The following is a 24,970-nucleotide window of genomic DNA, read 5'->3' on the forward strand; positions in this document are numbered from 1 at the left end:
GGCAGGTCCTTCCAGAGGTCGCTGAAGTCAGCACCAGACTAGTGATGCAGACCACTCTCGCGGGTGGTCAGGACCATCAGGTGAGCGGTACGGCGCGGGGCGCCACCGGCGTGGAGACGACGAACGAGCTGTTCGTCCGCCCGTACGGGCCGAACCGGTCGAGCAACTCCTCCAGCCGATCGATCGACGGAATCTGGATCCGGAGCAGGAAACAGTCCTCTCCGGAGATCCGGTGGCACTCGACGACCTCGGGAGTGTTCTGGGCCAGCTCGGCGACCCTGGAGACCTGTCCGGGGCCGGGCTGAAGCCGCACCCAGGCCGCGACCGGGCGCCCGAGCGCGGCCGGATCGATCTCGAGCCGGTAGCCGCGGATCACTCCGGACTCCTCCAGCCGGGTCACCCGCTCCCGCACGGTCGGCGTCGAGACGCCCAGCCGCCGAGCCAGCTCGGTGGTCCGCAAACGGGGGTCCGCGGACAACTCCTCCAGGATCCGAATATTCAGCTCATCTAGAACCTGACTTCTCGTTTCGGTAAGTAGATTCACCGTCGAGCCTCCGTTTCGCTATGTTGTGGATCATTCTAGCCTTCTATCGTTGCTGGCATGAAGCTTGCCGCCTCCGCTGCCGCCGGAGTCACTGTTGTCCTGTGGGCCTCCGCCTTCGTGGCGATCCGCCACCTCGGCGCCGAGCTGTCGCCCGGTCCGCTGTCCTTGGCCCGGCTGCTGATCGGCACTGTTCTCCTCGGCGTACTGCTGCTGGTCCAGCGGCAGCCGTTCCGTCGGCCGCAGGCTCGGGACTGGCCACTGCTGCTCGGGTGCGGCGTGCTGTGGTTCGGGGTCTACAACATCGCGCTGAACGCCGCCGAGCGTCGCCTCGACGCGGGCACCTCGGCGATGCTGGTCCACATCGCGCCGCTGCTGGTGGCCGTTCTCGCGGGACTCACGCTCGGTGAAGGGTTCCCGCGGCCGCTCGTGATCGGGAGTCTGGTCGCCTTCGGCGGCGTCGTACTGATTGGTGCGAGCACCTCGACCGGGCAGGCCGAAACCTGGGGTGTTGTGCTGTGCCTGACCGCTGCGCTGTCCTACGCGATCGGCGTGGTCACCCAGAAGCCACTCCTCAGCAGGTTGCCCGCAGCACAGGTGACCTGGATGGCCTGCGCGATCGGAACCGCTGTCTGCCTGCCGTACGCACCGGCTCTGGTCCGGGAGGTCGGTACCGCGAGCCCGTCGACGCTGTGGTGGGTCTTCTACCTCGGAGCCTTCCCGACCGCACTCGGCTTCAGCACCTGGGCGTTCGCGTTGTCCCGGACGAGCGCCGGGAAGATGGGCGCGACGACGTACCTGGTGCCGCTGGTCGCCATCGTGCTGGCGTGGCTCCTGCTCGGCGAAACGCCCGCACTGCTTGCCGTCCTGGGCGGTGCGCTGTGCCTCGTCGGAGTGGCGATCAGCCGCGCCCGGAGTCGCCGTACGGCGCGTGCGACGGTCTGAGCCGGGGAAAGTCAGCGGGTTCTCAGGCGTTTCTCAAGCGGACCGCCTACGCTCGGTTCCGCGGTGGTCTGCGCTGGACCGCCCACTCGAACTCGAGCGGAGAACGGCATGCGGGTACTGGTGGTGGACGACGACCGGGCGGTCCGGGACTCGCTGCGCCGTTCGCTGGAGTTCAACGACTTCGAGGTCGTCACCGCCTCCGACGGCGCCGAGGCGCTGGCCGTGATCGGCAACGTCGATCCCGATGTCGTCGTGATGGACGTGATGATGCCGCGACTGGACGGTCTGGAGACCACCAAGGCGCTGCGGGCCGCAGGCAACAATGTGCCGATCCTGGTGCTGACCGCGCGGGACGCGGTCGCCGACCGGGTCGACGGCCTGGACGCCGGCGGCGACGACTATCTGACCAAGCCCTTCGCGCTCGAAGAGCTGCTCGCCCGCCTGCGCGCCCTGCTCCGCCGCAGCAGCACCCCCGGCGAGGGCGGCCCGCGCGGCGAAGTCCTCCAGTACGCCGACCTCGTGGTCGACGTGGACGCGCACGAGGTGCACCGCGGCGACGTACCGATCCAGCTCACCCGCACCGAGTTCTCGCTGCTCGAGCTGCTGATCCGCAACCCGCGCCGGGTGCTCGAGCGCGCGGTCATCCTGGACGCGGTCTGGGGCTACGACTTCCCGACCACCGCCAACTCGCTCGAGGTCTACATCGGCTACCTGCGCCGCAAGACCGAGGTCAACGACCTGCCGCGACTGATCCACACCGTCCGCGGCATCGGCTACGTCCTGCGGGACACCCCGCCGTGAGCGGTCCCGGAGACTTCCCGTCGTACGCCCGGCGCGCGCCGGAACCCCAGCCGCGGCCGCCGGCGCAACCTGTTGCCCAGAGCAACATTCGCAGCGCGCAGACCTGGTGGCAGGAGAAGCTCCACAAGCTGAGCCTGCACTCGCGAGTGACCCTGCTCGCCGCGGTCGCGGTAGGGCTGGCGGTCGCCTTCGTGAGCATTGCGGCCTACGTGTCGGTCCGGCAGCAGATGTACCAGAACCTCGACGACAGCCTCACCGACCGCGCAAGTCAGGCCGCGCAGAAGCAGGTGCTCACCAACCAGTACAACCTGGCCCAGATCTCCCCGGAAGCACTCGGTCTCAGCGACATCCTGGTCGGCGTCTTTCTCGCCGACGGCGAACAGATCGGCGCGGCGAGCAGCACCCCGCCGCCGATGGAAGGGCCGGAGCTGGCGGTCGCACAGTCGCAGGACCAGCTCAGCAAGCGAACCGTGGGCGTTCCGATGGGCACGCATTACCGCGTCGTCGCCGTACAGGCTCAGTACTGCCCGCAGCTCGACCTGGGGCACCGCTGCGGCAGTGACGATCTCGAGCCGGCTGCGCTGGTGGTTGCGCAGTCGTTGAAGCCGATCGACCGGACGCTGCACAACATGGGCATCGTGCTGTGGGCAGTCGGCCTGCTGGGTGTCATCGGCGCGGCTATCGCCGGCAACGCGATTGCCGCATCCGGCCTGCGTCCGCTGGCGCGGTTGTCCGGTGCGGCCGAGCACGTGGCGCGGACCGAGGAGCTGCGGCCGATCCCGGTCGACGGATCGGACGAGATCTCGCGGCTGGCGATGTCGTTCAACGCCATGCTGGCCGCGTTGGCGCGGTCTCAGGACCGGCAGCGGCGGCTGATCGGCGATGCCGGCCACGAACTGCGGACACCGCTGACGAGCATCCGGACCAACCTCGACCTGCTCGCTCAAGCCGACAAGCGCGGCGGTCTGCGCCCCGACGACCGGCAGCAGCTGCTGGACGACGTACGGGCTCAGATGGACGAGCTGACGAACCTGATCGGCGACCTGACCGAGCTCGCCCGCGACACTCCGCAGATCCGCAACGCCGAGCTGATCGAGCTGTCCAACGTCGTCGAGGACGCCCTGATCAAGGTACGGCGGCGTGCGCCGAACCTGGAGTGGGACGTGAGCCTCGAGCCGTTCCCGGTGTGGGGCGACGAGCGACTGCTCGGCCGAGCGGTGACGAACCTGCTGGACAACGCGGCGAAGTACAGCGTGCCCGAGGATGCACCGACGGACGGCCGCACGGTCGGACTGGTCACGGTGCGGCTGCAGGACGGCGTACTGACTGTCACGGACTCCGGGCCGGGGATCGCCGACGCGGATCTGCCGCACGTGTTCGAGCGCTTCTACCGGTCGAGCGAGGCGCGCAGCCGGCCGGGCTCCGGGCTCGGACTGGCGATCGTGAAGCATGCGGCCGAGCAGCACGGCGGGATGATCTACGCCCGGAACGCACCGGGCGCGGGAGCTCAGTTCACGCTCTGGCTGCCGCACGCGGCGACCCAGACGCGCTGAACCAACCTGTGCGGTTTCCGGCAGTCCTCAGCGGATCTTCACAGAGTTCTTCGGGAGCTCTGACGGGATCTTCAGGGGGTTCTCAGGTGGGGCGAGCAAAGTACTCCCCATGACCGACAACCAGCCGCCCGAGTCGCAGAGCGGGCACGTGCCCTTCGGCTCCAATCCCCCGGAGCGTACGCAGCAGTTGCCGATGTATGGGCAACATCAGCAACAGCAGTACGCGCCGCAGGGTGGACAGCAGCAGCTGGGTCAGCCGGGTCAGTACCCCTCAGGTGGGGGCGCTTACCCGCAGTTCGGAGCGCCGGGGACGCATCAGGGGGCGTCCCCCGGCCCGAACTGGCCTTTCGGTCCGCAGCAGCAGCCGGTGCCCTCCGCACCGGGCAAGCCGAAGCGGATGGGCCTGGCAATCGTGGCCGCGACCGCGCTACTGGTCGGGGCGGCCGGTGGCGTGGGAGCTGCCGCGGTGTATTCGGCCACGAACGACACCGGCGCGAGTCCGTCGGTGACCGCACCGCTGAACGGCAACCAGGCCGCACCGGCCTCGGCGCCGGACGGCTCGGTGCAGAACGCCGCGGCGAAGGTGCTCGGCAGCGTCGTCAAGATCGCGGTCGCCACCCAGCAGGGCGCGGCGACCGGATCGGGCATCGTGATCAGCAAGGACGGGCTGATCGTCACCAACAACCACGTGGTGGCCGGCGCCGGGCAGGGCGCCAAGATCACCGTGATCCTGAACGACGGCAAGACGGTCCCGGCGACGGTCAAGGGCCTCGACCCGCTGACCGACCTCGCCGTGATCCACGCCGAGGCCACCGACCTGACCCCGGCCACCCTCGGCTCCAGCGGCAAACTCGCCGTCGGCCAGGGCGTGGTAGCGATCGGCTCGCCGTTCGGCCTGCAGTCCACCGTGACGAGTGGGATCGTCTCGGCGCTCGACCGCCCGGTCACCTCGGGCGACGAAGAGCAGAACAGTACGACGGTCTTCCCAGCCATCCAGACGGACGCCGCCATCAATCCGGGCAACTCCGGCGGCGCTCTGATCGACCTCGCGGGACAGGTGGTCGGAATCAACAGCGCGATCAAGACCGCGGGCGGATCGGGACAATCCGCCGGCGGGAACATCGGCCTGGGCTTCGCAATCCCGATCGACCAGGCCAAGCCGATCATCGACGAGCTGGTGGCCAAGGGCAAGGCCACGCATGCGCGGCTCGGAGTGTCGGTCGGCGACGCGCAGTCATCCGACGGGCTCGTGAACGGAGCAACCCTCCGCGAGGTCACGCCGGGCGGTGCGGGCGACAAAGCCGGTCTGCAAGCGGGCGATGTGGTGACCGCTGTAGACGGGAAGGCGATCGCGTCAGGGGACGCGCTGGTCGCCGCAGTTCGCTCGCACCGCCCGAACGACCAGGTCAAGGTCACCATCACCCGGGCCGGCAAGACCCAGGACGTCACCGCCACCCTCGGCTCCGACGACGGCAAACCCACCGGCTGACCACACCCCACGTCAGGACTCCGGCCGCCCACCGAGCGGCCGGAGTCCGTTTTTGTGATTGGCTCTGCCCGGTGAACCTTTACGAGGCGCGACCGCCGCTCGTGGCCGACGAGCGAACCCAACTGATCGGCTGGCTCGACCTGCAGCGCCGGATCGTCCGGCGGAAGCTGGAAGGACTCGCGGCCGAGGACGAGCACCGGTCGGTGTTCCCGGACTCGCCGCTGATGACTCCCGCCGGCCTGGTGTCGCACATGCGCTGGGTCGAGCACCTGTGGTTCGAGGTGGTCTTCCAGAACGCATCCCAAAACGAGAACCCGATGGGGCGCAAGGACGTCGACAACGCCGAGATGCGAGTGGACGGCGTACCGCTGGCGCAGCTCCTGGACGACTTCGACGCCCAGTGGGCACGCTCGAACGAGATCACCGCCGCGCACAGCCTCGACGACCTCGCCCAAGACCCGGAGTACCGGCCGACCCTGCGCTGGATCCTCCTCCACATGCTCGAGGAAACCGCGCGCCATGTGGGTCACCTCGACACCATGCGCGAACTCCTCGACGGCCAGAAGGGGTATTACTAGTAGCTCCCCCAAATCCCTTGTAGATAAGGGGTTCTGAGCTCGGAAACTGTCGGTGGCCGTGGCTAGGCTGTTGGGTATGGAGATCTTGGCGATGCCCCCGGTGTGGTCGCAGAGCGGCAGCGAACTGCTGTCCACTCTCGACACCCTCAAGGCCGCCATGTCCTTGCTGAAAACCTACGAACTCCAGCTCATCGGCGGCCTCGACGAAATGGGCACCGCCCAAGAACTAGGTGCCCGCGACACTGCCGAACTGCTCTCACTGCGCTACCGCACCGATCGGGCCGAGGTCCGCAAGGACCTCACCTTCGCCGGGTGCCTGCACAAGTACCCTGCCGTCACCGCCGCCCTGCCCGACCCTGGTGACCCGTCCCGCCCGGCGGTCCTGTCGCCCGAGCAGGCCAAGGTCATCGTCACGACCTTGGAGAAGGCACCGGCGAGTGTCCCGGTCGAGGTGCTGACCGTCGCCGAAGAACAAATGGTCGAGGCTGCCCGGGTCGCCAACCCCCGTGAGCTCACCCGCTTCGCCCACAAAGTTCTGGCCACCTTGGACACCGACGGCCCCGAACCCGCCGAAGACGAAGCCCGCGCCAAAGAATCCCTCCGACTGCGCCGAACCGACGGTGGCGTGAAGTTCACCGGGTTCCTGGCCGGCGACAGCGCCGAGCTCCTCGAGACCCAGATCCACAAACTCTCCAAGCCGCACAAGACCATCGACGGCAAGCTCGACCCCCGCCCCCGAGACAAGCGCCAAGCCGACGCGCTCAAAGCACTCCTCGACGCCGCCGCCGGTAATCCCGACCACCCCGGCGTCCCACACCTGACGGTCACCATCGACTACAACGACCTCAAAACCGCCGTCGACGCGCCAAACGTCGTACCCGCCACCGGGAACCCTGGCACTGGTCTTGGTTCTGGTGCGGTGGGTGAGTTGGTGTTCGGCGGCAACCTCTCCGCGTCCGCGGTGCGCCTAATGGCCTGCGACGCAGCGGTCCTGCCGATCGTGCTCGGCAGCGACTCCCAACCCCTCGACGTCGGCACCGAACAACGCTTCGTCAACCGCTACCTACGCCGAGCCCTCAACAAACGAGACAAAGGCTGCGTCGTCTGCACAGCACCACCCTGGATGTGCCACGCCCACCACCTCACCCACTGGGCCGACGGAGGACCCACCAGCCTGAACAACCTCGCCCTGCTCTGCGCCCTCCACCACCGCGCCGCCCACACCGGCCAATGGACCATCACCATCACCGACGGCGTCCTACACGTCACCCGCCCCACCTGGGCCGACCCACCCCCAACCGACCCCACCCTCGCCAGCCTCATCACCTGGAACACGCCTGCCCATCCCGCCACCAGAACCACCTTCGGCGCGGCCAGCGTCAGCAGTAACCCAACCCATGAACAACCGGCACGGCTTCCCACAGCCAGCACCCTCCCCAACCCAACACTGACCGCCGCCCGCGAAGCCCTCCACGCCCGCCTCACCTCCCTGGCCCCCAACCACCACGACCCCTGGTCCAGCATCGCCACCCCTACGGCCGGACCGTAGAACCCACACCACCGCGACCACCGCAAGGTGTGGCAGCCCATCCGTCCCCTGCTCCCAGCAGGTGCTCGGCAGCGTCGTGGCCAGCGCCCAAGCCGAAGGGGGTATTACTAGTAACCGTGGAGATTCGGCGGGCGGATGAGCGGTTCGTGACGTCCGAGTCGTGGCTGGAGTCGCGGCACTCGTTCTCGTTCGGGCCGTTCTACGACCCGGCGAACATCGGCTTCGGCTTCCTGGTGGCGCACAACGACGACGTGGTTGCGCCCGGCACCGGCTTCGACACGCACCCCCACCAGGACCTGGAGATCGTCACCTGGGTACTGCGAGGTGCACTGGCCCACCGCGACTCCGAAGGACACAGCGGCGTCGTACACCCGGGCCTAGTGCAACGAATGACCGCCGGATCAGGCATCCGCCACTCCGAATGGAACGACGGCGCCGAGCCTGTGCACTACGTCCAGATGTGGGTCCGCCCGGACCAGCTCGACCTACCCCCGTCGTACGCACAAGCCGAGCTCGACCTCACCACCGGCGAACTGATCCCCGTCGTCTCCGGCCTCCCCCACCACACCACCAGTACGGCGATCCGCCTCCACCAGCGTTCCGCCGGCTTGTCCGTGGCCCGACTCGAACCAGCCCAGTCCGTGGCGCTACCCGAGGCGACCCACGTCCACGTGTTCGTAGCCGACGGTTCGGCGGCGCTGGAAGGCATGGGTGAGCTGGGCACAGCAGACACCGCCCGGCTCACCCACTCGGGTGAACGTCGGCTCACAGCTGGTCCAGCCGGAGCCGAAGTGCTGGTGTGGGAGATGTACTAGCCGCGCACCCAAGCACGCCTTCACTGACCAGCGCCGTCCAGCTCCACCAGCCCCCGCACCCACGGGTGAACGCGCCGGAGGCGCCAAAAGAACTGTGCGGCCGGAGGCGGTGTCGTTTAGTCGGTTTGTTCGGTCATGGTCCAGACGTGGTTGAGGGGGCGGCCGTTGTCGGCGAAGCCTTCGACGAACTGGGCCATGTGTTGCTGCCAGCGCTGGTCGGTGGGGTCCTGGCGGAGCTGGGCGACGGCGGCTTCGTAGTCGTCGCACTCCACCAGGTGGAACAGGTCGCGGCCGCTGCGCCAGATCGACCAGTCGGTGATTCCGGCGGCGTTCATGACGGTGATGAGCTCGGGCCAGACGCGGGCGTGCTCGCGCTCGTACGCCTCTTCGGTACCGGGGAGCAGGCGGCTGTGCAGGGCTAGGCGGGTCACAATCGTGCAGAATACGACAACTCTGCGGCCGGAAGCTGCGTCGTACTTGGGTGGGTTGAGTAGTTTCGCCCTCGTGTTTGCCAATCGTCGTGCGAGAGTTGGAACCGTGAAGCGAACCACTGCTGTCGTCTGCCTGAGTAGTCTGCTGATCACCGCCGGTTGTTCCGACAGCAAGTCGGGTGGTGGTGGGAAAGCCGATCCGAACGACGAGAAGCAGGCCTCCGCGCAGGTCGTCAAGCAGTTCGCGGACGCCTGGGTGAAGGCCTGGGCGCCGGACGGCAAGCCGACCGAGGCGGCCGCGCTGACCGACAACCCGACCGCGTTCGGCAAGCGGCTGGACGACGTCGACACGGCGCTGGTGGCCAGCACGGTGACCGTCGCACCGCAGGGTGACGCGAAGTGCTCCGACGGCGCGACCTGCACCCAGGAGCTCGCCGTCGAGGCGCAGCTGCGCGGGATCGGCGCGATGAAGTGGACCAGTACGGCGACCGCCGTCAAGGTCGGTGACGCCTGGAAGATCAAGGCCTCCGGCGACACGATCTACCCGGGGCTCGGCGAGACGAACTACCTCAAGCGAGTCCGCAACCTCCCGAACCGGGCCTCGATCCTGGACCGGCACGGCGCCGCGCTGACCTCGAACCGGCCGGTCGTCATCGTGGGTGTCGCCTCCGGCGCGGTCGCGACAGCGGCGACGTACGCCGCCTTCACCAAGAACCTCGATGTGGACGGCGCGAAGCTGGCCAAGCGGGCCAAGGCGGCTCCGACGGGTCAGTTCGTGGACGCGATCACGATCCGCGCGGAGCAGTGGGAGAAGCTGCGGCCGACGATGGGCAAGCTGCCCGGCGTGCTGACCATGGGCGGCACCCAGTCCCTGGCCGTGAACCCGACGTTCGCCCGGTCGCTGATCGGCTCGATGAAGCTGGCGAACGAGGACACCCTGAAGAACGCGGGACCGACCGCGTCCGCCCAGGACCAGGTCGGCGTGAACGGCCTGCAGTACGCGTTCCAGCAGCAGCTGGCCGGCACGCCCGGTGGCATCGTCAGCCTGCGCGACGGTACGTCGAAGCGGGTGATCAAGGACGTCTTCACCCAGAAGGGCGAGCCCGGGAAGCCGGTGAAGACCACGATCGACACCAAGATGCAGCAGGCCGCCGAGGCCGCGCTGGCCGGCCAGAAGCTGCACGCCTCGCTGGTCGCGGTCCAGGCCTCGACCGGTGAGATCCTGGCCGCGGCGAACGGTCCGGACGTGACGAGCTACAACCGCGCGTTCCAGGGGCACTACGCGCCCGGCTCGACGTTCAAGACCGTCACCTCGGCCGCGCTGCTCAGCAACGGCCTCACCACGAACAGCTCGCTGCCGTGCACCGACACGATCAACGTGTTCGGCAAGACGTTCAAGAACTACGACGCCCTCGCGGCGTACGGCGCCGGCACCATGCAGAAGGCGTTCAACCAGTCCTGCAACACGGCGTTCATCTCGCAGCACGGACGGCTGCAGAAGGACGGGATGACCAAGGCCGCCGCGATGTTCGGCATCGGCCGCGACCTCAACCTCTCCATCCCGGCGTACGGCGGCAAGGTCCCGGAGCCGAAGGACGACGTCGAGGAAGCCGCCTCGATGATCGGTCAGGGCACCGTCACCGCGAGCCCGCTGGCGATCGCCCTGGTCGGCGCCACCGTCGCGCACGGTACCGCGATGAAGCCGGTCCTGGTCCCCGGCAAGGACGCCGCCGGCACCGCGGCCGCACCGTTGCCCCCGGCAACTGTCGCCGCGCTCCGCACGTTCATGCGCACCACCGTCACCGGCGGTACCGCGCACGCGCTCGCCCAGAGCGGCAACGTCGGCGCCAAAACCGGTACGGCGGAGGTCGTCACGAACGGCAAGGTCGGCACCAACGGCTGGATGGTCGGCTACCGCGGTGACGTCGCCTTCGCCGTCATCGTCGAAGGCGGCGAGTCCGGCGGCAAGGCAGCCGGCCCGATCGTCAAGAACTTCCTCGCCCGCTTCAAGTGAGCCCGCTACCGGCGCGCGATCACGGTGCCGTACCGGGCCAGCTAACCAGCGGCCGGGTCCAGCGCGGCTCGGCAATCCGCTGGACATCACTCTGCGCTCCGGGTTAGCGTCGGGGTGGTGACTACCCCGTTTCGAGATAGCTGCACTCACGGTTGATTTCCCCGTGATGGGCCTTGGGTTGCTGCCCGGTCCTGTCCAGCTCCCCTCGAAAGCGGTGCCCTTCCTGTGACGCATACCCATGCCATTTCTGCGCGTGATCTGACCAAGACGTACACCTTCCACCAGCAGCGCGCCGGGCTCGGCGGTGCGCTGAAGAGCTTGGTGAAGCGGAAGTACGAGACCCGGCTCGCGGTCGACCGAGTCTGTTTCGCGATCGAGCCTGGCGAGGTCGTCGGGCTGCTCGGCCCGAACGGCGCCGGCAAGACGACGACGCTGAAGATGCTCTCCGGGCTGCTCTACAAGACGTCCGGTGAGCTGGAGGTTCTCGGCCACACGCCGTCGGACCGCAAGCCCGACTACCTGCGCCGGATCGCGCTGGTGATGGGGCAGAAGACCATGCTCTGGTGGGACGTGCCGGCGATGGAGAGTCTCCTGTTGCACAAGGAGATGTACGGCCTGTCCACCGCGGAGTTCGAGCGCAACGTCGCTGAACTCGCCGAGCTGCTCGAAGTGCAGGACTTGCTCAACGTCCAGGTTCGCAAGACCTCGCTCGGCGAGCGGATGAAGCTGGAGCTGATGGCGGCGCTCGTCCACGGTCCGGAGATCCTGTTCCTGGACGAGCCGACGATCGGGCTCGACGTCGTCGCGAAGGCCCGGGTCCGGAGCTTCCTGGCTGAGGTCAACCGGCTCCGCGGTACGACGATCCTGATCACCAGCCACGACATGGACGACATCGAGGCGCTCTGCTCGCGGGTGATGATCATCGACCACGGCCGCCTGCAGTACGACGGCGCTCTCGACGAACTCGTCCGGACCGCGCGACCACGCAAGCTGGTCCGAGCGACGTACGCAAAGCCTGTGGACGGCAGCCTGCTCACCGGGGTCAGCGCGGTCGAGGTCTCCGGGCTGACGGTTCGCCTCGAGGCGGATCGCGAGCGCACCGGCGACGTACTGGAGCAGCTCACCCGGCTGGGCCCGCTGGTCGATCTCGACGTCGCGGACGCCGATGTCGAGGACATCATGCGCGACCTCTTCGAGCGTCGCGAGGAGGCGTCATGAGGCGCAACTTGCGGGTCCTTCGCCGCATGGTCGCGGCCGAGATCGCACAGCAGTCGATCTATCGCGGTGCGTGGGTCATCTTCATGCTCGCCAACATCTGTACGCCGCTCATCTCGCTGCTGATCTGGCGGACAGCACTCGCGAACGGCGCGCGGCTCCCGGTCGATCAGCGCTACCTCACGACGTACTTCGTGCTGCTCGGGTTCGCGACGATGGCGACCTCGTCGTGGATGGCGGGTTTCCTCGCGAACGACATCCGGCTCGGCAAGCTGTCCAGCTGGATGGTCCGGCCGGCGTCGCTGCTGACCGGGTTCGTGGCGAACAACCTGTCGGAGAAGTTCCTGAAACTGTTCGCGCTGGTCCCGATGATCGGCGTGGTCTGGTGGATCTTCCGCGACTCGATGGACGTACCGTCCGGAGCCGGCCGGTGGGCGTTGTTCTTCGTGACGCTCGTGCTCGGCGCGGTTCTCGTGTTCACGATCGACATCCTGATCGCGGCGTTCGCGTTCTGGATGGACGATGTGAGCGCGCTCGTCCAGGCCCGGGTGATCATCGGCTCCGTGTTGTCGGGGTCCGTCGTACCGCTGGCGCTGATGCCGGACTGGTCACGCGGCTTCATCGACTACCAGCCGTACCGGTTCACCGTGTCGTTCCCGGTGGAGATCGTCGCCGGGAACCTGTCCGGCAGCGAGCTGCTGACCGGCGTCGGCGTCCAGCTCGGGTACGTCGTCGCGGTCGGACTGCTGGCGCGAGTCGTCTGGGCGGCCGGCCTCCGTGCGTACTCGGCGGTGGGCGCATGAGGCACCTACGCTTGTGGCGGCGGTTCTTCGCGCAGGCCGTCGTACGGGAGACGCACTATCGCGCGCACTTCCTGACCACATTGCTGGTCGGCTTGGTGCAGCTGGGGCTCGGGATCGTGCCGACGCTGCTGCTGTTCGGGTTCACCGAGGAGGTGCACGGGTGGTCGCGGGCGGAGGTGATCGCGCTCGTCGGCGTCTACCAGGTGATCACCGGCCTGATGGCGACCTTCATCGCGCCGAACCTGAACCGGATGACGTCGTACCTGACCGAGGGCGAACTGGACGCCGTCCTGCTGCGCCCGGTCTCGAGCCAGTTCTACCTGACGTTCCGGTGGATCAACATCGCCGAGCTGAGCAACGTTGCCAGCGGCATCATTGTGCTGGTGTTCGGGCTGGTGCAGGCCGGGCTCGCTCCTTCGATCGGTCAGGTGCTGCAGTCGATTGTGCTCGCGGCCTGTGGCTTGGTGCTCTTGACCGCGGTCTGGTCGGCGATGGTGTACCTGGCGTTCTGGCTGCAGTCGGTCGGGCCGATCGGGGGCGTCTACCTCAACGTGGTCGAGGCCGGGCGGTATCCGCTGACGTTCTTCCCGGTGGCGGTGCGGAGCTTCCTGATCTTCGTGTTCCCGGTGGCGTTCGCGACGACGTACCCGGTGCAGGCGCTGGCGGGCGACTTGGGCTGGGGACCGGTCGCCCTCGGGATCGGGCTGTCGGCGATTGCGGTGTTCCTGATCCGCTTGTTGTGGCAGCGTGGGTTGCGGACGTATGCGAGTGCCTCGAGCTGAGTCGTCGCTGAAGGGAGGGCGCGGTGAGCTGGTGGGTCCTGCACGTGGACATGGACCAGTTCATCGCGGCCGTCGAGATCCGGCGCCGTCCCGAGCTGCGCGGGCTGCCGGTCGTGGTCGGCGGGTCGGGCGATCCGGCGAAACCGCGGCAGGTCGTGGCCACGGCGTCGTACGAGGCGCGTGAGTTCGGCGTCCACTCGGGAATGCCGGTGCGGGCGGCGTACAAGAAGTGTCCGGAGGCGGTGTTCCTGCCGTCGGATCCGGCGGCGTACGAGGCGGCGTCGACCGAGGTGATGGACACGCTGCGGGCGTTCCCGGTCGTCGTCGAGGTGTGGGGCTGGGACGAGTGTTTCGTCGGGGCCGAGACGACGGATCCGGAGGCGCTGGCCGCGTCGCTGCGGGCGGCGGTGCTGGAGCGGACCGGCCTGACGTGTTCGATCGGGATCGGCGACAACAAGACTCGCGCCAAGCTGGCCACGACCTTCGCGAAGCAGCCGCGCTCGCACGCGACGCCGTTCGAAGGAGCTGCCGACGCCCCGGGTGTCTACCGGCTGACCGCTGAGAACTGGCGTGAGGTGATGGACCATCGACCGGTCCGCGAACTCTGGGGCATCGGCAGCCGCATGGAGCGCAACCTCAACGAGCTCGGCCTGCAGACGGTCGCCGAGCTCGCCGCCGCCGACGTCGACGCCCTCAAGCAGCGGTTCGGGCCGAAGATGGGCGCCTGGTACGCCGCTCTCGGCCGCGGACTCGGCGACACCGAAGTGACCGACGTACCGCGGGAACCGGTGTCGCGGAGTCGCGAGGAGACGTTCGAACGCGACCTCGTCGAACCGGCCGAGGTCGCGGACGAGTTGCGCCGGATCGCGGTCGAGGTGACGCGTGATGTGGTCGCCGAGGGCCGCAGCATCCAGCGCGTCTGGGTGAAGGTGCGCTTCACGTCGTTCTACACGCCGATCAAGAGCCGCAAGCTCAAGGCGATCACGCAGGATCCCGACGTGATCGCGTCGACTGCACTGGACTTGCTGGAGAAGTTCGAGCTTCGGCGGCCGGTCCGGCTGCTCGGGGTACGGGTCGAGTTCGCGGTCGACCCATCCGCGCCGGCATAGGCCGCCCGCTCGGTTAGTTCTGCTGGCCGGTCGGCATGATCGTGATCTGCTGGAAGTTCACGTGCGCCGGTGAGCTGGCGATGAAGCCGACGGTGGCGGCGACGTCGGCCGGGGTGAGCCATTCGAGCTGGGTCTTGGCGCCCTCCAGCCAGTCCGAGATGCCGGCGTCGGTGACGTGGCCCTGGAGTTCGGTGGTGGTGAAACCCGGCTCGATTGCGGCGACTCGGACGTTCTTCGGGCCGAGGTCGGCGCGCATCTGCTTGGACAGCTGGGTGACGTACGCCTTGGTCGCGCAGTAGACCGCGAAGTTGGGGTACGGGTTCTGGGCACCGATGGAGGACGTGTTGATCAGGTCGGCGACGCCACGCTCGGCTCCGGCCTTGACCAACTGCGGGACGAAGGCGCCGATCACGTTCATCAGACCGGTGACATTGAGGTCGATCTGCTGCTGCCACTGGTCGGTGGCGACCTCGTCGATCGGTGCGGGCAGCATGACGCCCGCGTTGTTGAAGAGCAGGTCGGCGCCGCCGAACTCGCCGGCGACCCGGTCTGCGGCTGCCCGAACCGCGCTGACATCGGTGACGTCGGCCGCGATGGCGACCGCCGTACCGCCGTCCTTCTCGATCCGGGCGACCAGCTCGGTCAGCCGGTCGGCACGACGAGCCAGGACCACGACACGGGCGCCGAGGCCGGCCAGGTGCTCGGCGGCGGCCTCGCCGATTCCGCTGGAGGCTCCGGTGATGACTGCGACGCGGCCGGTGAGTGGCTGGGACATGTGAACACCTCTCGAAACAGGTTGGGCGGCGATCTGCCGCCTTTCCAGAACACCAGTCCGGAGCGCTGTTTTGAGGCTCGAAGTAGGCCCTCTGCTGACTGGTACCGACAGGACCACCCAGACGGAGATAGCGAGCCAGTCCGTGACCGACACTGGATCCATGGACCGCAGTACCGAGCTCTCCGACTTCCTGCGCACTCGCCGCGCCCGGGTGACTCCTGACCAGGCGGGCATCCCCGATGACGGCCGCGCCCGCCGGGTGCCCGGGCTCCGCCGCGACGAGGTCAGCCGCCTCGCCGGAGTGAGCACGGAGTACTACACGCGACTGGAGCAAGGTCGCGCCGGTTCGCCGTCGCCGGAGGTCGTCGAAGCGCTATGCCGGGCACTGCAGCTCGACCTAGCCGAGCGCGAGCACCTCACCGATCTGCTGGCCAGGCCCACCCCGGTACGCCGTACCGCGGTCGCACCGCAGCGAGTCCGGCCGGGGCTGCATCTGCTGCTGCAGACGTTGGAGCAGGTTCCGGCGTTCATCATCGGGCGGCGGACCGACGTACTGGCGGCTAACCGGCTGGCGCGTGCGGTGATCACCGATTTCGAGGCATTGCCGGTCCCGCAGCGGAACTTGGCTCGCTACTACCTCCTGAACCCGGAAGCGCGTGAGCGGGTCGGCGACTGGGAGCAGATCGCGGCCGAGACCGTTGCGATGCTGCGCCTCGACGCCGGTCGCTTCCCGAACGACCGGCGGCTCTCCGACTTGCTCGGCGAGCTGACTCTGAAGTCGCCCGAGTTCCCCGGCTGGTGGAACGATCACCACGTCCTGCGGCGAACCCACGGCACCAAGCGCTACTACCACCCGGAAGTCGGCGAGCTGCACTTCTCCTACGAGGCGCTCCACCTTCCCGACGATCCGGATCAGATGCTCTGCGTCTACAACGTCGAGCCCGGCTCCCCGACCGCCGACTCGCTTCGCCTCCTGAGCAGTTGGGCCCTGACCAACTAGGCCTTGAGGTTGTAGGTCGTGGTGGCATGGTCGAAAACCGTTCACTGCCCGCGGCTGCCTTTGCTAGGGTCGCCGGCATGTACCGCATCATCACTCCGCCCGCCGCCGCTTAGCGGACGGCAAACCGAGCCTGCCCGGGTTGTGCCCCGGGCTTCTTTGGGCTGTTCGCAGACGCCCCGATCATCTCGTGCGAACACGCCTGGAGTGTCTGATGCTTCACCGTCCCGCGCCGTCGTCGGCGCGTGGTTTCCTGTACGTCGCCGTGGCCGGAATCGCCTGGGGCACTGGCGGGCCGACCGGCGCCCTGCTCGCTCAACACAGTGGCCTGAGCTCTACGGCAATCTCTTTTTGGCGCCTGCTCGGCGGTGCCATCTGGCTGGCCGCGGCCTGCCGACTGCTCCGCCGCAGCCGAATAACACACCAGTTCGGGGCCGCCCCGCTACGCTATCTCCTCAGTGGCCTCGGGCTGGCCCTGTGCCAAGTCGGGTACTTCGCCGCGATCCCACGCGTCGGTATCGGGGTCGCCACCGTCGTCTCGCTCGGCGTCGGCCCACTCTTCATTGCTCTGGGCGCTCGCGAGCGCATCACCGGCGCACTGCTGCTCGCGATCGTCGGGCTCGCCCTTCTCGTCTGGAGCGACGGAGGTTCCGGCAGTGCGTCGATCTCGGGCAGCGCCTTCTCGCTCGTGTCCGGCGCCGGTTACGCGCTCAGCACCCTGCTCAACCGCCATCAGCAGGACCCGGTCACCAGCGCCATGCTCGGCTTCGCCACCGGCGCACTCATCCTGTTGCCCTTGGCAATGACAACTGGAGTTGTCCCGGCACCGGCCGGCTGGCCACTCATCGCGTACTTCGGCCTGGTCCCGACCGCCCTTGCCTACACCTGTTTCTATCTTGGCCTCAGATCGATCCGCGCCTCGACCGCCGCGGTCATCGCCCTGGTAGAACCCCTGCTGGCCGCACTGATCGGCGTACTCGCGTTCCACGAGCGACTGACTCCGTTCAGCCTCGTCGGCGCAGCCGTACTCCTCGCCGCCGTCCTCCTCCAGACTCGCCGCGAGTAGTCGATCGTGGACTCAGGCCTTGAGGTTGTAGGTCGTGGTGGCTGTGGTGGTGAAGACGGACTCGCGTTCGGCGGGGGTCAGGTGGGCGGTCAGGGTCTCGGCGGCCGCGACCACGTCGCCGTACGAGGCGGCGAGGAGACAGACGGGCCAGTCGGAGCCGAACATGACGCGCTCAGGAGTGAACGCGTCCAGGACGACGTCGGCGTAGGGCTTGAGGTCGGCGGGGGTCCAGCTCGTCCAGTCGGCCTCGGTGACCATGCCGGAGAGCTTGCAGGTGACATTGGGCAGGGCAGCCAGCGCGCGGAGGTCGGTGGCCCACGGGTCGAGGGGACCGCCGACGACGGGTTTGGAGATGTGGTCCACGACGAAGCTCAGTTGCGGGAGCTCTTGGACAGCGCGGATCGCGGCTGGGAGGTGCGGGGTCCTGGTGAGCAGGTCGTAGACAAGTCCTGCGTCGGCGACTGCTGCCAGACCCCGTTGTACGTCGGGGCGCAGCAGCCACTCGAGATCCGGCTCGTCGTGAACCTGGTGCCGGATGCCCTTCAGGTAGGCGCCGTCGGGGCGAGCTTGGAGCTCGGCCAGCACGTCGGCGATATCGGGGGCGGTCAGGTCGACCCAGCCCACGACACCGGCGACCAGGTCGTTGCTAGCAGCAACCTCCAGGAACTCGCCGGTCTCGGCGAGCACGCTGCCGGTCTGCACCAGCACCGTGGCAGTGATGTCGGCCGCGGCCGCCAGAGGCGCCAGGTCGGCCGCACTGAAGTTGCGACGGATCGGGGCGAAGTCCGGGCCGACCATCCAGGTCTGGTCGCGGACGGACAGGTCCCACACATGGTGGTGGGCGTCGACTCTGCTCATGCTGCTCCGATGGGTGCGAGGGCGTGGGGCGGGCGCGTCATGCGGCGGTGGTTCCTTCCGCATGGATCAGGCGGATGACCTGTTGGCTCATCTGGTCGTAGTTGTGGTCGTTGGCCAGTTCGCCCTGGATGCGGTGGTCGCGCATCACCACAACCCGGTCCGCGAGGGTGATCATCTCCGGCAGGTCGGAGGTGATCAGCAGGATGGCCAGGCCGTTCGCCGCGAGGTCCCAGATCAGGGTGTGGAAGGCGTCCTTGGTGCGGACGTCGATCCCGACCGTCGGTTCGTCGATGATCAGGATCTCGGTCTGGGCCGCCAGCCACTTGGCCAGCGAGACCTTCTGCTGATTGCCGCCGGAGAGCGTGCCGGCGTGCTGGGCCGGTGAGGCGATCCGGATCCCGAGCTGCTCGACGTACGACGAGACGACCTCGGTCTCGGCCTTCGCCGGGACGTAGCCGAGGAGTTTGTGCAGCCGGTCCCAGATCGTGACGGCGATGTTCCGCGCGACCGACTGCTCCAGGAAGACGCCTTCTTCCTTGCGGTTCTCGGTCACGTACCCGATCTTGTGGTTGCGCAGCGCGTCGCGCACCGTGCGGATCTTCACGGCCTTGCCCCGCACCAGGACCTCGCCGGCGGTGATCCGGTCGAGGCCGAGGAGTGCCTTGGCCAGCTCACTTCGGCCGGCGCCGACCAGGCCGTACAGACCGACGATCTCGCCGGGGCGGACGGCGAGATCCACGTCGGCGTGGCCGGTCGCCGTACCGACGCCGCGAAGCTCCAGGATCGGGGCAGCCGCGGTGTCGACAGTCCGGTCGGGCAGGTTGAGCGCTTCGTGCACCCGGCCGACCATCAGGTCGACCACTTGGTCACGAGTGAGCTCGGACAGTGCGCCGCCGGACAGCACCGAGGCGCCATCGCGGAGCACGGTCACCGTGTCGCAGATCTGGAAGACCTCTTCCAGCTTGTGGCTGACGAACAGGACCGCCCGTCCGTCGTCCTTCAGCTTCTGCACGACGCGGAACAGTAGGGCTGCCTCGTTCGGCGTGATCGAGGCGGTCGGCTCGTCGAGCAGCAGCACGCGACTCTCCACCGAGAGCGCCTTGGCGATCTCGACCAGCTGCGCCTGCGCGACGGACAGTTCGGTGACCGGCTGATCCGGATCGATGTCGAGCTCGAGCTCGGCCAGCCACCGCGAAGCCTCCGACCGGATCGCGGCCCGGTCGACCAGACCGCGCGAGGTCGGCAGCTTCTGGAGCAGGATGTTCTCCCCGACCGTGAAACCGGGGATCAGGTTGCGCTCCTGGTGAACGACGCCGATGCCGGCCGAGGCCGACTCGTGCGGCGACCCGAAGGACACCTCCCGCCCGTCCAGCAGCAGCCGGCCGCCGTCGGGGCGGTAGAGCCCGGTGACGACCTTGATCAGCGTCGACTTGCCGGCGCCGTTCTCACCCAGCAAGGCGTGGACGGAGCCTGCCTCGAGGGACAACGTGACACCGTCCAGCGCCCGGACGCCGGGGAAGACCTTCACGATCTCCGAAGCCTCGAACAGCGTCATGACACACCTCCGGCTACCGCCACGTCGGGCGACTTCACCACTGAACGCCGTTCCTGCCGACGCGTCCGGACCTGTCCGAGCACGACCGAGCCGAGGACGACGGCGCCGACCACGAAGTTCACCCAGGAGGGTTCGAGGGAGAACTCGGCCCGCGCGGTGTCCACGAAGCGCACGATGAACGCCGCCAGCACCGTCCCGAGGACGACAGCCGACCCGCCCGTGAGCAACGCGCCACCGATGATCGGCGCGGCGAACGACGGCAGCAGCCAATCGCCGCCGATGCTCTTGTTCACGCCCGGCGAGGAAGCGACGGTCAGGATCGCAGCGACGCCGAGGATCGCGCCGGACAACGCGTGCGCGACGATCACCGAGCGGTCGTTGGAGATTCCGGACAGCCGGGCAGCGATCGGATTCCCACCCGAGGCGAGCAGCTGGCGACCGGGCACAGTCCGCTTGAGCATCACCGCGAGCAGCCCGGCCACGATCAGCGCCACGACGAAGATCCATGGCACGACACCGAACAACGCCGCCGAACCGAAGGTCTTCAGGCCTTGCGGATAGTCGTCGACCGTCCGCGTCCCCACCAGCCGGTACTGCACGCCGAGCAGGATCGTCATCGTCGCCAAGGTGACGATGAATCCGTTGATCCGGGTCAGCACCACGAGTACGCCGTTCAGCAGGCCGGCGGCTCCCGCGAGCAGGAAGCCGATCAGCAGCGCCAGCGGAACCGGCACGCCGTGGTCGGCCATGAGCACGCCCATGGCCGCCGCCGCGAATCCACCGATTGCGCCGACGGCGAGGTTGAGTTGACCCACCGCGAGTACCACCATTTGAGCCAATCCGATCAGGACCGGCACGGCAAGGAACTGAAGTAGCACTCTCAAGGAATTCGCTGCGAGCAGATCACCGCCGGAGGCAATCACCAGTCCGACGAAGAACACGATGCCGATGACCAGCAAGGTCATCTCGGTCGATCGGGCGAAGCGCTTCATTGTCGTCGCACCTCCTGCCGCTCGGACAGGACTGTTCGGACCCGGTCGGTCGACAGGGCCAGCAACAGAATGAGACCGAGGTAGATGTTCAGGCTTTCCAGACCGACGCCCAGCAGGTCGAGACCCTTGCGGATCACCGACGTGAGCGCCGTACCGAGCAGGGTGCCCCAGATCGAGACGAAGCCGCCCGCCAGCAAGGTGCCACCGAGGATCGGGCCGAGGAACGACGGCAGCATGAACTCCTCGCCGATCGTGGCCTTGATCGAGCCGGTGGAGACAGCCAGCATGAAGCCGGCCAGCGCGGCCAGGCAGCCGGACATGGCGTGCGCAGTGATCACGCGGCGCGCAGTCGGAATGCCGGACAGCTCAGCGGCCTTCACCGACGACCCGGTCATCAACAACTCACGACCGAGCCTGGTGCGCGAGTAGATCCAGCCCACGACCACCATGGCCACGATGGCAAAGATCGCCAGCTGCGGTACGGCAGGCGACCCGCAAACGTTGCCGACACACACATCCGCCAGCGAATAGTTCCGCAGCTCACGCATGCCCGGTGGCTTGACGACGAACGCCGCATTGTCGGTCAACGACGTGTAGACGAGCGGAATCATCCCCAGCAGCAGGAAGTCCAGCGCCAGCGTCACGACGAACGAGTTGACCCCAGTCCGCGCGATCACCCAGCCGGCGACCGCACCGATCGCCGTACCGGCCACCAGTCCCACCAGGAGACCGGAGTACAGGGTGAGGTGCCACAGGTCGTAGGAGATACCGGTGATCATCATCGAGAACGCCGCCATCCGGCCGACGGCGAGGTTCATGTGCCCGATCGACAGCACGCACAGCTGCGCCAGCCCGACCACCGTGAACATCGCGATGTCGCGCAGCAGCGGGAAGACCACGAGCTGCTGGTTGAAGAACGCAGGCCGCAGCACTCCGAACAGCGCACCCAGCAGTACGACGAGCAGGAGCAGCCCGACCCGCTGGTTGGCCCACCATGGTGTGCCGCGCGGCGGCTTCTCGACCGGTGCGTCCTCTTGGAGCGCCTGCGTCGCAGTCTCCGAGACCGGCGCGCTCATGAGACCCGCCGGTCGTCGATGGCGTCAGGGTTCCAGTCGATCCCCAGACCCGGTACGTCGGGCGCTACCGCGTGCCCGTCCACCACCGCCATCTCGGATCGAGTGATGGCGCGCAACTGCGGGATGTGCTCGACGTACCGTCCGTTCGGTACGGCGGCGGTCAGGCTGACGTGGATCTCCATCAGGAAGTGCGGACAGACCTCGAGGTTGAACGTCTCGGCCAGATGCGCGACCTTGAGCCACGGGGTGATCCCGCCGACCCGCGCCACATCCACCTGCACGATTCCGGCCGCACCGGCAGCGACGTACTCGCGGAACTGCGAAACCGAGTACAGGGACTCACCCACCGCGATCGGGATCGACGTGGACTGAGCCAGCCGCACATGCCCAGTCAGATCGTCCGCCGGCAGCGGCTCCTCGAACCAGGACAGGTCCACCGACTCGAAAGCCGCCGCCCGCCGCTTGGCCTCGGCGTACGTCATCGACTGATTCGCATCGACCATGATGTCCAAGGCCGGCCCGACAGCATCCCGTACGGCGCGCAGCCGCTCCAGGTCCTCGTGCACCCGCGGCTTGCCGACCTTGAGCTTCACACCGGGCCAGCCGGCCTTCTGCGACGCCAAAGCGCCGGCAACCAACTCATCCGTCGTCAGGTGCAGCCAGCCGCCCTCCGTGTCGTACAGCGGCACCTGCTGGCGGTACCCGCCGGCCAACCGCCACAGCGGCTCACCAGCCCGCAGACACCGCAGATCCCACAGCGCGGTGTCCACAGCTGCCAAGGCCAACGAGGTGATCGCACCGACCGTGGTCGCATGCGTCGACCAGAACAGGTCCGACCACAACGCCTCGACGTTGCGTGCGTCCTTCCCGATCAGTCGCGGCAACAGATGGTCCCGCAGCAACGCCAGTACGGCGGTTCCGCCCGTACCGATCGTGTACGAGTACCCAAGCCCGCTCAGCCCGTCCGACGTCTCCAGCGAGACGAACACGGTCTCCTGCTTGAGAAACGACTGCACGGCGTCGGTGCGAACCGTCTCGACCTCAAGGTCGACCAGGTACGCCTCAGCTCGCGTGATAGCACTCACTGGCAGCTCAGCTGCTTCTCGAACTCGCCCTGCAGCGCCTTGGTCTTCGCCTTGCGCTCGTCGTCGTACGTGTCGACGTTGGCCTTGGTGACGACGAACGAGCCGGAGTCCACGACCACACCAGGGGTCTTCATCGTGCACTGCTTGGACTGCAACAGCGCGAGCAGCCAGCCGCCGACGTACGCCTGACCGACGGGGTTCTGCGTGACAGTCGCGGCCACCCCGCCGGACTTGATCCCGGACAGGATCTTCGCGTCGTCGTCGATCGCGACGACCTTGATCGGAAGCTTGCTCGAGGCAACACCGTCGGCCGCGGCCACGGCCGGGTTGTACGCCGTCGTGACGATGCCCTTGATCTCCTTGCCCTTGGAGGCGAGGAGGTCGGCGACCGCCTTCTGCGCGGTGGACAGGTCCTTGTCGATATCGGTGATCACCGGCAGTTCGGTGACCTTGCCGTTCGTCTCGGCGACCGCCTTCTTCACCCCGGCGATCCGGCGCTGGGTGTTGGAGTCGACGTTGTTGCCGGTCAGGTGCACGATCGTGCCCTCGCCGCCGATCGCCTCGATGGTCGCCTTCGCCGCCTTGTACGCCGCCGCCTCGACGTCGGTGGACAGGCAGAAGTCGGCCGAGTTCGTGTCACCGGCCGGGCAGGAGGCCAGCGAGCCGACCGCGAACCCCTTCGCCTTCAGGTCCTCGAACGTCGAGTTGATGTCGGTCGGCGACACGCCGAAGATGCCGAACGCGTTGTAACCCTGCGCGGCCAGCGAGCTGATCACGTTGTTCTGCTTGCCCTGGTCCCACTCGCCGGTCTCGTTGAACGTGACGCCGCCGAGCTTGAAGTCGGTCTTGTCCAGCTCGGCGGTGGTCTTCCACGGCTGGAAGTAGGGGTGGGCACCGCCCGGGATCAGCGCTAGCTTGACCTGGGAGCCGTCCTTCAGGCTCACCGGTCCCGCACTGGCTCCGGTGGACGCGTCGTCCTTGGGCGCACCGCCGGACGTGGAGTCGGCGGGCTTGGTCGTGCAGCCGGTCGCGACCAGCGCGACGGCTGCCAGACAGAGAGCGGTTCGGCGGAGAGCGACGGTCATGAGCGGACTCCAGATCCTATAGGATATTGCCAACCTGATGCTGCCGCTTCACACTGAAGGCGTCAAGACTCGTCGAGGTAACGATGCGAGTCAGGCAGACTAGGTCCCTGAGTCAGGGGTTCGGGAGGAGTGCACTGTGACTGATGCGCATGTGGGTCTGGCGGGGCAGCTGGCCCGCTTGCCCCAGCGACAGGTGCTGAGCGACGACGTCTACGAGACCGTCAAGGGCCTCATCATGGACAGCGTGGTCGAGCCGGGCACCCGACTGAACATCGACGCCCTGACCCGTGAGCTCGGGATCTCGCAGACCCCGATCCGGGAGTCGCTGGCCCGGCTGGAGTCCGACGGTCTGGTGATCAAGGAGCCGCTGCGCGGTTACCGGGTGTCGTCACGGCTGAGCCGGCCCGAGTTCGAGGACCTGTTCGAGTTCCGGCTGCACATCGAGCCCTGGGCGGCCGCACGCGCCGCCGAGCGGGCCGGCACCGAGGACCTGGTCCGGCTCAAGGACGAGATGCTGAGCTACACCGACGTACCGGACCGGCCGGCGTACGAGAGCTACCGGGCGATGGCCGCGCACGACCAGCGCTTCCACGACCTGGTGCTGGAACTGTCCGGCAACGAGACCGCACGGCTGTCCTTCGCCCGGACGCACTGCCACCTGCACCTCTTCCGGCTGTACTACGGCGGTGGGATCGCGACAAAGGCGTTGCGGGAGCACAAGACGGTGGTGGCCGCCGTGCGCAAGGGCGACCCCGAGGAGGCGGCCGCGGCGATGCGGGCGCACATCGAGGCGTCCCGCGAGCGGCTGCGACCGATGTTCGACAAAGAGTGATTCCGTCCTGACACCAGGGAGACA

The 24,970-nt window shown here is 67.9% G+C and carries 24 protein-coding genes; 15 read left to right on the forward strand and 9 right to left on the reverse strand.

Annotation, left to right across the window (positions count from 1 at the left end; translation table 11 throughout):
- Positions 1–76: 76 nt before the first annotated feature.
- Positions 77–544, reverse strand: coding sequence for an Lrp/AsnC family transcriptional regulator (locus ABZS29_RS09125; protein WP_355460020.1), 468 nt, complete (start codon positions 542–544; stop codon positions 77–79).
- A 57-nt stretch (positions 545–601) separates the two neighbouring features.
- On the opposite strand from ABZS29_RS09125, the gene ABZS29_RS09130 reads away from it, so the two are divergent.
- The 7 genes from ABZS29_RS09130 to ABZS29_RS09160 all read left to right on the forward strand — a co-directional run bounded on the left by ABZS29_RS09130 (position 602) and on the right by ABZS29_RS09160 (position 8,271).
- Positions 602–1,486, forward strand: coding sequence for a DMT family transporter (locus ABZS29_RS09130; RefSeq protein ID WP_355460022.1), 885 nt, complete (start codon positions 602–604; stop codon positions 1,484–1,486).
- A 108-nt stretch (positions 1,487–1,594) separates the two neighbouring features.
- Positions 1,595–2,287: a response regulator transcription factor gene (locus tag ABZS29_RS09135; protein WP_132412981.1), complete on the forward strand. Its 693-nt coding sequence runs from the start codon at positions 1,595–1,597 to the stop codon at positions 2,285–2,287.
- Positions 2,284–3,840: a HAMP domain-containing sensor histidine kinase gene (locus ABZS29_RS09140; RefSeq protein WP_355460024.1), complete on the forward strand. Its 1,557-nt coding sequence runs from the start codon at positions 2,284–2,286 to the stop codon at positions 3,838–3,840. The genes ABZS29_RS09135 and ABZS29_RS09140 overlap by 4 nt, the downstream gene beginning before the upstream one ends.
- Before the next feature lie 109 nt (positions 3,841–3,949).
- Positions 3,950–5,329, forward strand: coding sequence for a trypsin-like peptidase domain-containing protein (locus ABZS29_RS09145; protein WP_355460026.1), 1,380 nt, complete (start codon positions 3,950–3,952; stop codon positions 5,327–5,329).
- Between the two features lie 71 nt (positions 5,330–5,400).
- Positions 5,401–5,907 (forward strand): DinB family protein, encoded by a 507-nt coding sequence (locus ABZS29_RS09150; RefSeq protein WP_355460028.1) that lies wholly within the window; start codon positions 5,401–5,403, stop codon positions 5,905–5,907.
- A 76-nt stretch (positions 5,908–5,983) separates the two neighbouring features.
- Complete coding sequence (locus tag ABZS29_RS09155) at positions 5,984–7,456, forward strand: DUF222 domain-containing protein (RefSeq protein ID WP_355460029.1); 1,473 nt, start codon at positions 5,984–5,986, stop codon at positions 7,454–7,456.
- 116 nt (positions 7,457–7,572) lie between these two features.
- Entirely contained in the window at positions 7,573–8,271 is a 699-nt protein-coding gene (locus tag ABZS29_RS09160; RefSeq protein ID WP_355460031.1) for a pirin family protein, read from the forward strand.
- A 116-nt stretch (positions 8,272–8,387) separates the two neighbouring features.
- On the opposite strand, the gene ABZS29_RS09165 is transcribed toward ABZS29_RS09160, so the two are convergent.
- Positions 8,388–8,702: an L-rhamnose mutarotase gene (locus tag ABZS29_RS09165; RefSeq protein ID WP_355460033.1), complete on the reverse strand. Its 315-nt coding sequence runs from the start codon at positions 8,700–8,702 to the stop codon at positions 8,388–8,390.
- 106 nt (positions 8,703–8,808) lie between these two features.
- On the opposite strand from ABZS29_RS09165, the gene ABZS29_RS09170 reads away from it, so the two are divergent.
- The 5 genes from ABZS29_RS09170 to ABZS29_RS09190 all read left to right on the forward strand — a co-directional run bounded on the left by ABZS29_RS09170 (position 8,809) and on the right by ABZS29_RS09190 (position 14,625).
- Positions 8,809–10,716: a penicillin-binding transpeptidase domain-containing protein gene (locus ABZS29_RS09170; protein WP_355460035.1), complete on the forward strand. Its 1,908-nt coding sequence runs from the start codon at positions 8,809–8,811 to the stop codon at positions 10,714–10,716.
- A gap of 225 nt (positions 10,717–10,941) precedes the next feature.
- Positions 10,942–11,934, forward strand: coding sequence for an ATP-binding cassette domain-containing protein (locus ABZS29_RS09175; protein WP_355460037.1), 993 nt, complete (start codon positions 10,942–10,944; stop codon positions 11,932–11,934).
- On the forward strand, positions 11,931–12,734 hold the full coding sequence (locus ABZS29_RS09180; protein ID WP_355460038.1) for an ABC-2 family transporter protein: 804 nt from the start codon (positions 11,931–11,933) through the stop codon (positions 12,732–12,734). Before ABZS29_RS09175 ends, ABZS29_RS09180 begins: the two co-directional genes overlap by 4 nt.
- Entirely contained in the window at positions 12,731–13,516 is a 786-nt protein-coding gene (locus tag ABZS29_RS09185; RefSeq protein WP_355460040.1) for an ABC-2 family transporter protein, read from the forward strand. Before ABZS29_RS09180 ends, ABZS29_RS09185 begins: the two co-directional genes overlap by 4 nt.
- Before the next feature lie 23 nt (positions 13,517–13,539).
- Complete coding sequence (locus tag ABZS29_RS09190) at positions 13,540–14,625, forward strand: DNA polymerase IV (protein ID WP_355460042.1); 1,086 nt, start codon at positions 13,540–13,542, stop codon at positions 14,623–14,625.
- A gap of 13 nt (positions 14,626–14,638) precedes the next feature.
- Here ABZS29_RS09190 and ABZS29_RS09195 read toward each other — a convergent pair whose 3' ends face one another.
- Positions 14,639–15,400 (reverse strand): SDR family oxidoreductase, encoded by a 762-nt coding sequence (locus ABZS29_RS09195; RefSeq protein WP_355460043.1) that lies wholly within the window; start codon positions 15,398–15,400, stop codon positions 14,639–14,641.
- A gap of 160 nt (positions 15,401–15,560) precedes the next feature.
- Between ABZS29_RS09195 and ABZS29_RS09200 the strand changes: the two genes are divergently transcribed.
- Complete coding sequence (locus ABZS29_RS09200; RefSeq protein WP_355460044.1) at positions 15,561–16,400, forward strand: helix-turn-helix transcriptional regulator; 840 nt, start codon at positions 15,561–15,563, stop codon at positions 16,398–16,400.
- Between the two features lie 211 nt (positions 16,401–16,611).
- On the forward strand, positions 16,612–17,463 hold the full coding sequence (locus ABZS29_RS09205) for an EamA family transporter (RefSeq protein WP_355460045.1): 852 nt from the start codon (positions 16,612–16,614) through the stop codon (positions 17,461–17,463).
- A gap of 12 nt (positions 17,464–17,475) precedes the next feature.
- Here the strand turns inward: ABZS29_RS09205 and ABZS29_RS09210 are convergent, their stop codons facing one another.
- Genes ABZS29_RS09210 through ABZS29_RS09235 form a run of 6 tightly spaced genes read right to left on the reverse strand, consistent with a single transcriptional unit; the run spans position 17,476 to position 24,114 of the window.
- Positions 17,476–18,321 (reverse strand): amidohydrolase family protein, encoded by an 846-nt coding sequence (locus ABZS29_RS09210; RefSeq protein WP_355460047.1) that lies wholly within the window; start codon positions 18,319–18,321, stop codon positions 17,476–17,478.
- A 37-nt stretch (positions 18,322–18,358) separates the two neighbouring features.
- The gene (locus ABZS29_RS09215) at positions 18,359–19,876 is read right to left on the reverse strand and encodes a sugar ABC transporter ATP-binding protein (RefSeq protein ID WP_355460049.1); all 1,518 of its coding nucleotides are present in this window, start codon (positions 19,874–19,876) and stop codon (positions 18,359–18,361) included.
- Positions 19,873–20,868, reverse strand: coding sequence for an ABC transporter permease (locus tag ABZS29_RS09220; protein WP_355460051.1), 996 nt, complete (start codon positions 20,866–20,868; stop codon positions 19,873–19,875). Before ABZS29_RS09220 ends, ABZS29_RS09215 begins: the two co-directional genes overlap by 4 nt.
- Positions 20,865–21,944: an ABC transporter permease gene (locus tag ABZS29_RS09225; RefSeq protein ID WP_355460053.1), complete on the reverse strand. Its 1,080-nt coding sequence runs from the start codon at positions 21,942–21,944 to the stop codon at positions 20,865–20,867. The genes ABZS29_RS09220 and ABZS29_RS09225 overlap by 4 nt, the downstream gene beginning before the upstream one ends.
- Positions 21,941–23,029, reverse strand: coding sequence for a mandelate racemase/muconate lactonizing enzyme family protein (locus ABZS29_RS09230; RefSeq protein ID WP_355460055.1), 1,089 nt, complete (start codon positions 23,027–23,029; stop codon positions 21,941–21,943). Before ABZS29_RS09230 ends, ABZS29_RS09225 begins: the two co-directional genes overlap by 4 nt.
- A complete protein-coding gene (locus ABZS29_RS09235) occupies positions 23,026–24,114 on the reverse strand; it encodes a substrate-binding domain-containing protein (RefSeq protein WP_355460057.1) in 1,089 nt (362 codons plus the stop codon). The genes ABZS29_RS09230 and ABZS29_RS09235 overlap by 4 nt, the downstream gene beginning before the upstream one ends.
- A 136-nt stretch (positions 24,115–24,250) precedes the next feature.
- Here ABZS29_RS09235 and ABZS29_RS09240 point away from each other — a divergent pair, with 136 nt between their 5' ends.
- Positions 24,251–24,946, forward strand: a complete 696-nt coding sequence (locus ABZS29_RS09240) for a GntR family transcriptional regulator (protein WP_355460059.1) — start codon at positions 24,251–24,253, stop codon at positions 24,944–24,946.
- The last annotated feature ends 24 nt before the right edge of the window (positions 24,947–24,970 follow it).

The sequence above is a fragment of the Kribbella sp. NPDC005582 genome, assembly GCF_040605415.1.
GTDB lineage: Bacteria > Actinomycetota > Actinomycetes > Propionibacteriales > Kribbellaceae > Kribbella.

Bases quoted from the DNA above. Each gene is read 5' to 3' on its own strand.
- ABZS29_RS09215 (WP_355460049.1), bottom strand. From the start codon at position 19,876: ATGACGCTGTTCGAGGCTTCGGAGATCGTGAAGGTCTTCCCCGGCGTC.
- ABZS29_RS09210 (WP_355460047.1), bottom strand. From the start codon at position 18,321: ATGAGCAGAGTCGACGCCCACCACCATGTGTGGGACCTGTCCGTCCGC.
- ABZS29_RS09180 (WP_355460038.1), top strand. From the start codon at position 11,931: ATGAGGCGCAACTTGCGGGTCCTTCGCCGCATGGTCGCGGCCGAGATC.
- ABZS29_RS09130 (WP_355460022.1), top strand. From the start codon at position 602: ATGAAGCTTGCCGCCTCCGCTGCCGCCGGAGTCACTGTTGTCCTGTGG.
- ABZS29_RS09185 (WP_355460040.1), top strand. From the start codon at position 12,731: ATGAGGCACCTACGCTTGTGGCGGCGGTTCTTCGCGCAGGCCGTCGTA.
- ABZS29_RS09195 (WP_355460043.1), bottom strand. From the start codon at position 15,400: ATGTCCCAGCCACTCACCGGCCGCGTCGCAGTCATCACCGGAGCCTCC.
- ABZS29_RS09235 (WP_355460057.1), bottom strand. From the start codon at position 24,114: ATGACCGTCGCTCTCCGCCGAACCGCTCTCTGTCTGGCAGCCGTCGCG.
- ABZS29_RS09205 (WP_355460045.1), top strand. From the start codon at position 16,612: ATGCTTCACCGTCCCGCGCCGTCGTCGGCGCGTGGTTTCCTGTACGTC.
- ABZS29_RS09200 (WP_355460044.1), top strand. From the start codon at position 15,561: ATGGACCGCAGTACCGAGCTCTCCGACTTCCTGCGCACTCGCCGCGCC.
- ABZS29_RS09155 (WP_355460029.1), top strand. From the start codon at position 5,984: ATGGAGATCTTGGCGATGCCCCCGGTGTGGTCGCAGAGCGGCAGCGAA.
- ABZS29_RS09225 (WP_355460053.1), bottom strand. From the start codon at position 21,944: ATGAGCGCGCCGGTCTCGGAGACTGCGACGCAGGCGCTCCAAGAGGAC.
- ABZS29_RS09145 (WP_355460026.1), top strand. From the start codon at position 3,950: ATGACCGACAACCAGCCGCCCGAGTCGCAGAGCGGGCACGTGCCCTTC.
- ABZS29_RS09135 (WP_132412981.1), top strand. From the start codon at position 1,595: ATGCGGGTACTGGTGGTGGACGACGACCGGGCGGTCCGGGACTCGCTG.
- ABZS29_RS09220 (WP_355460051.1), bottom strand. From the start codon at position 20,868: ATGAAGCGCTTCGCCCGATCGACCGAGATGACCTTGCTGGTCATCGGC.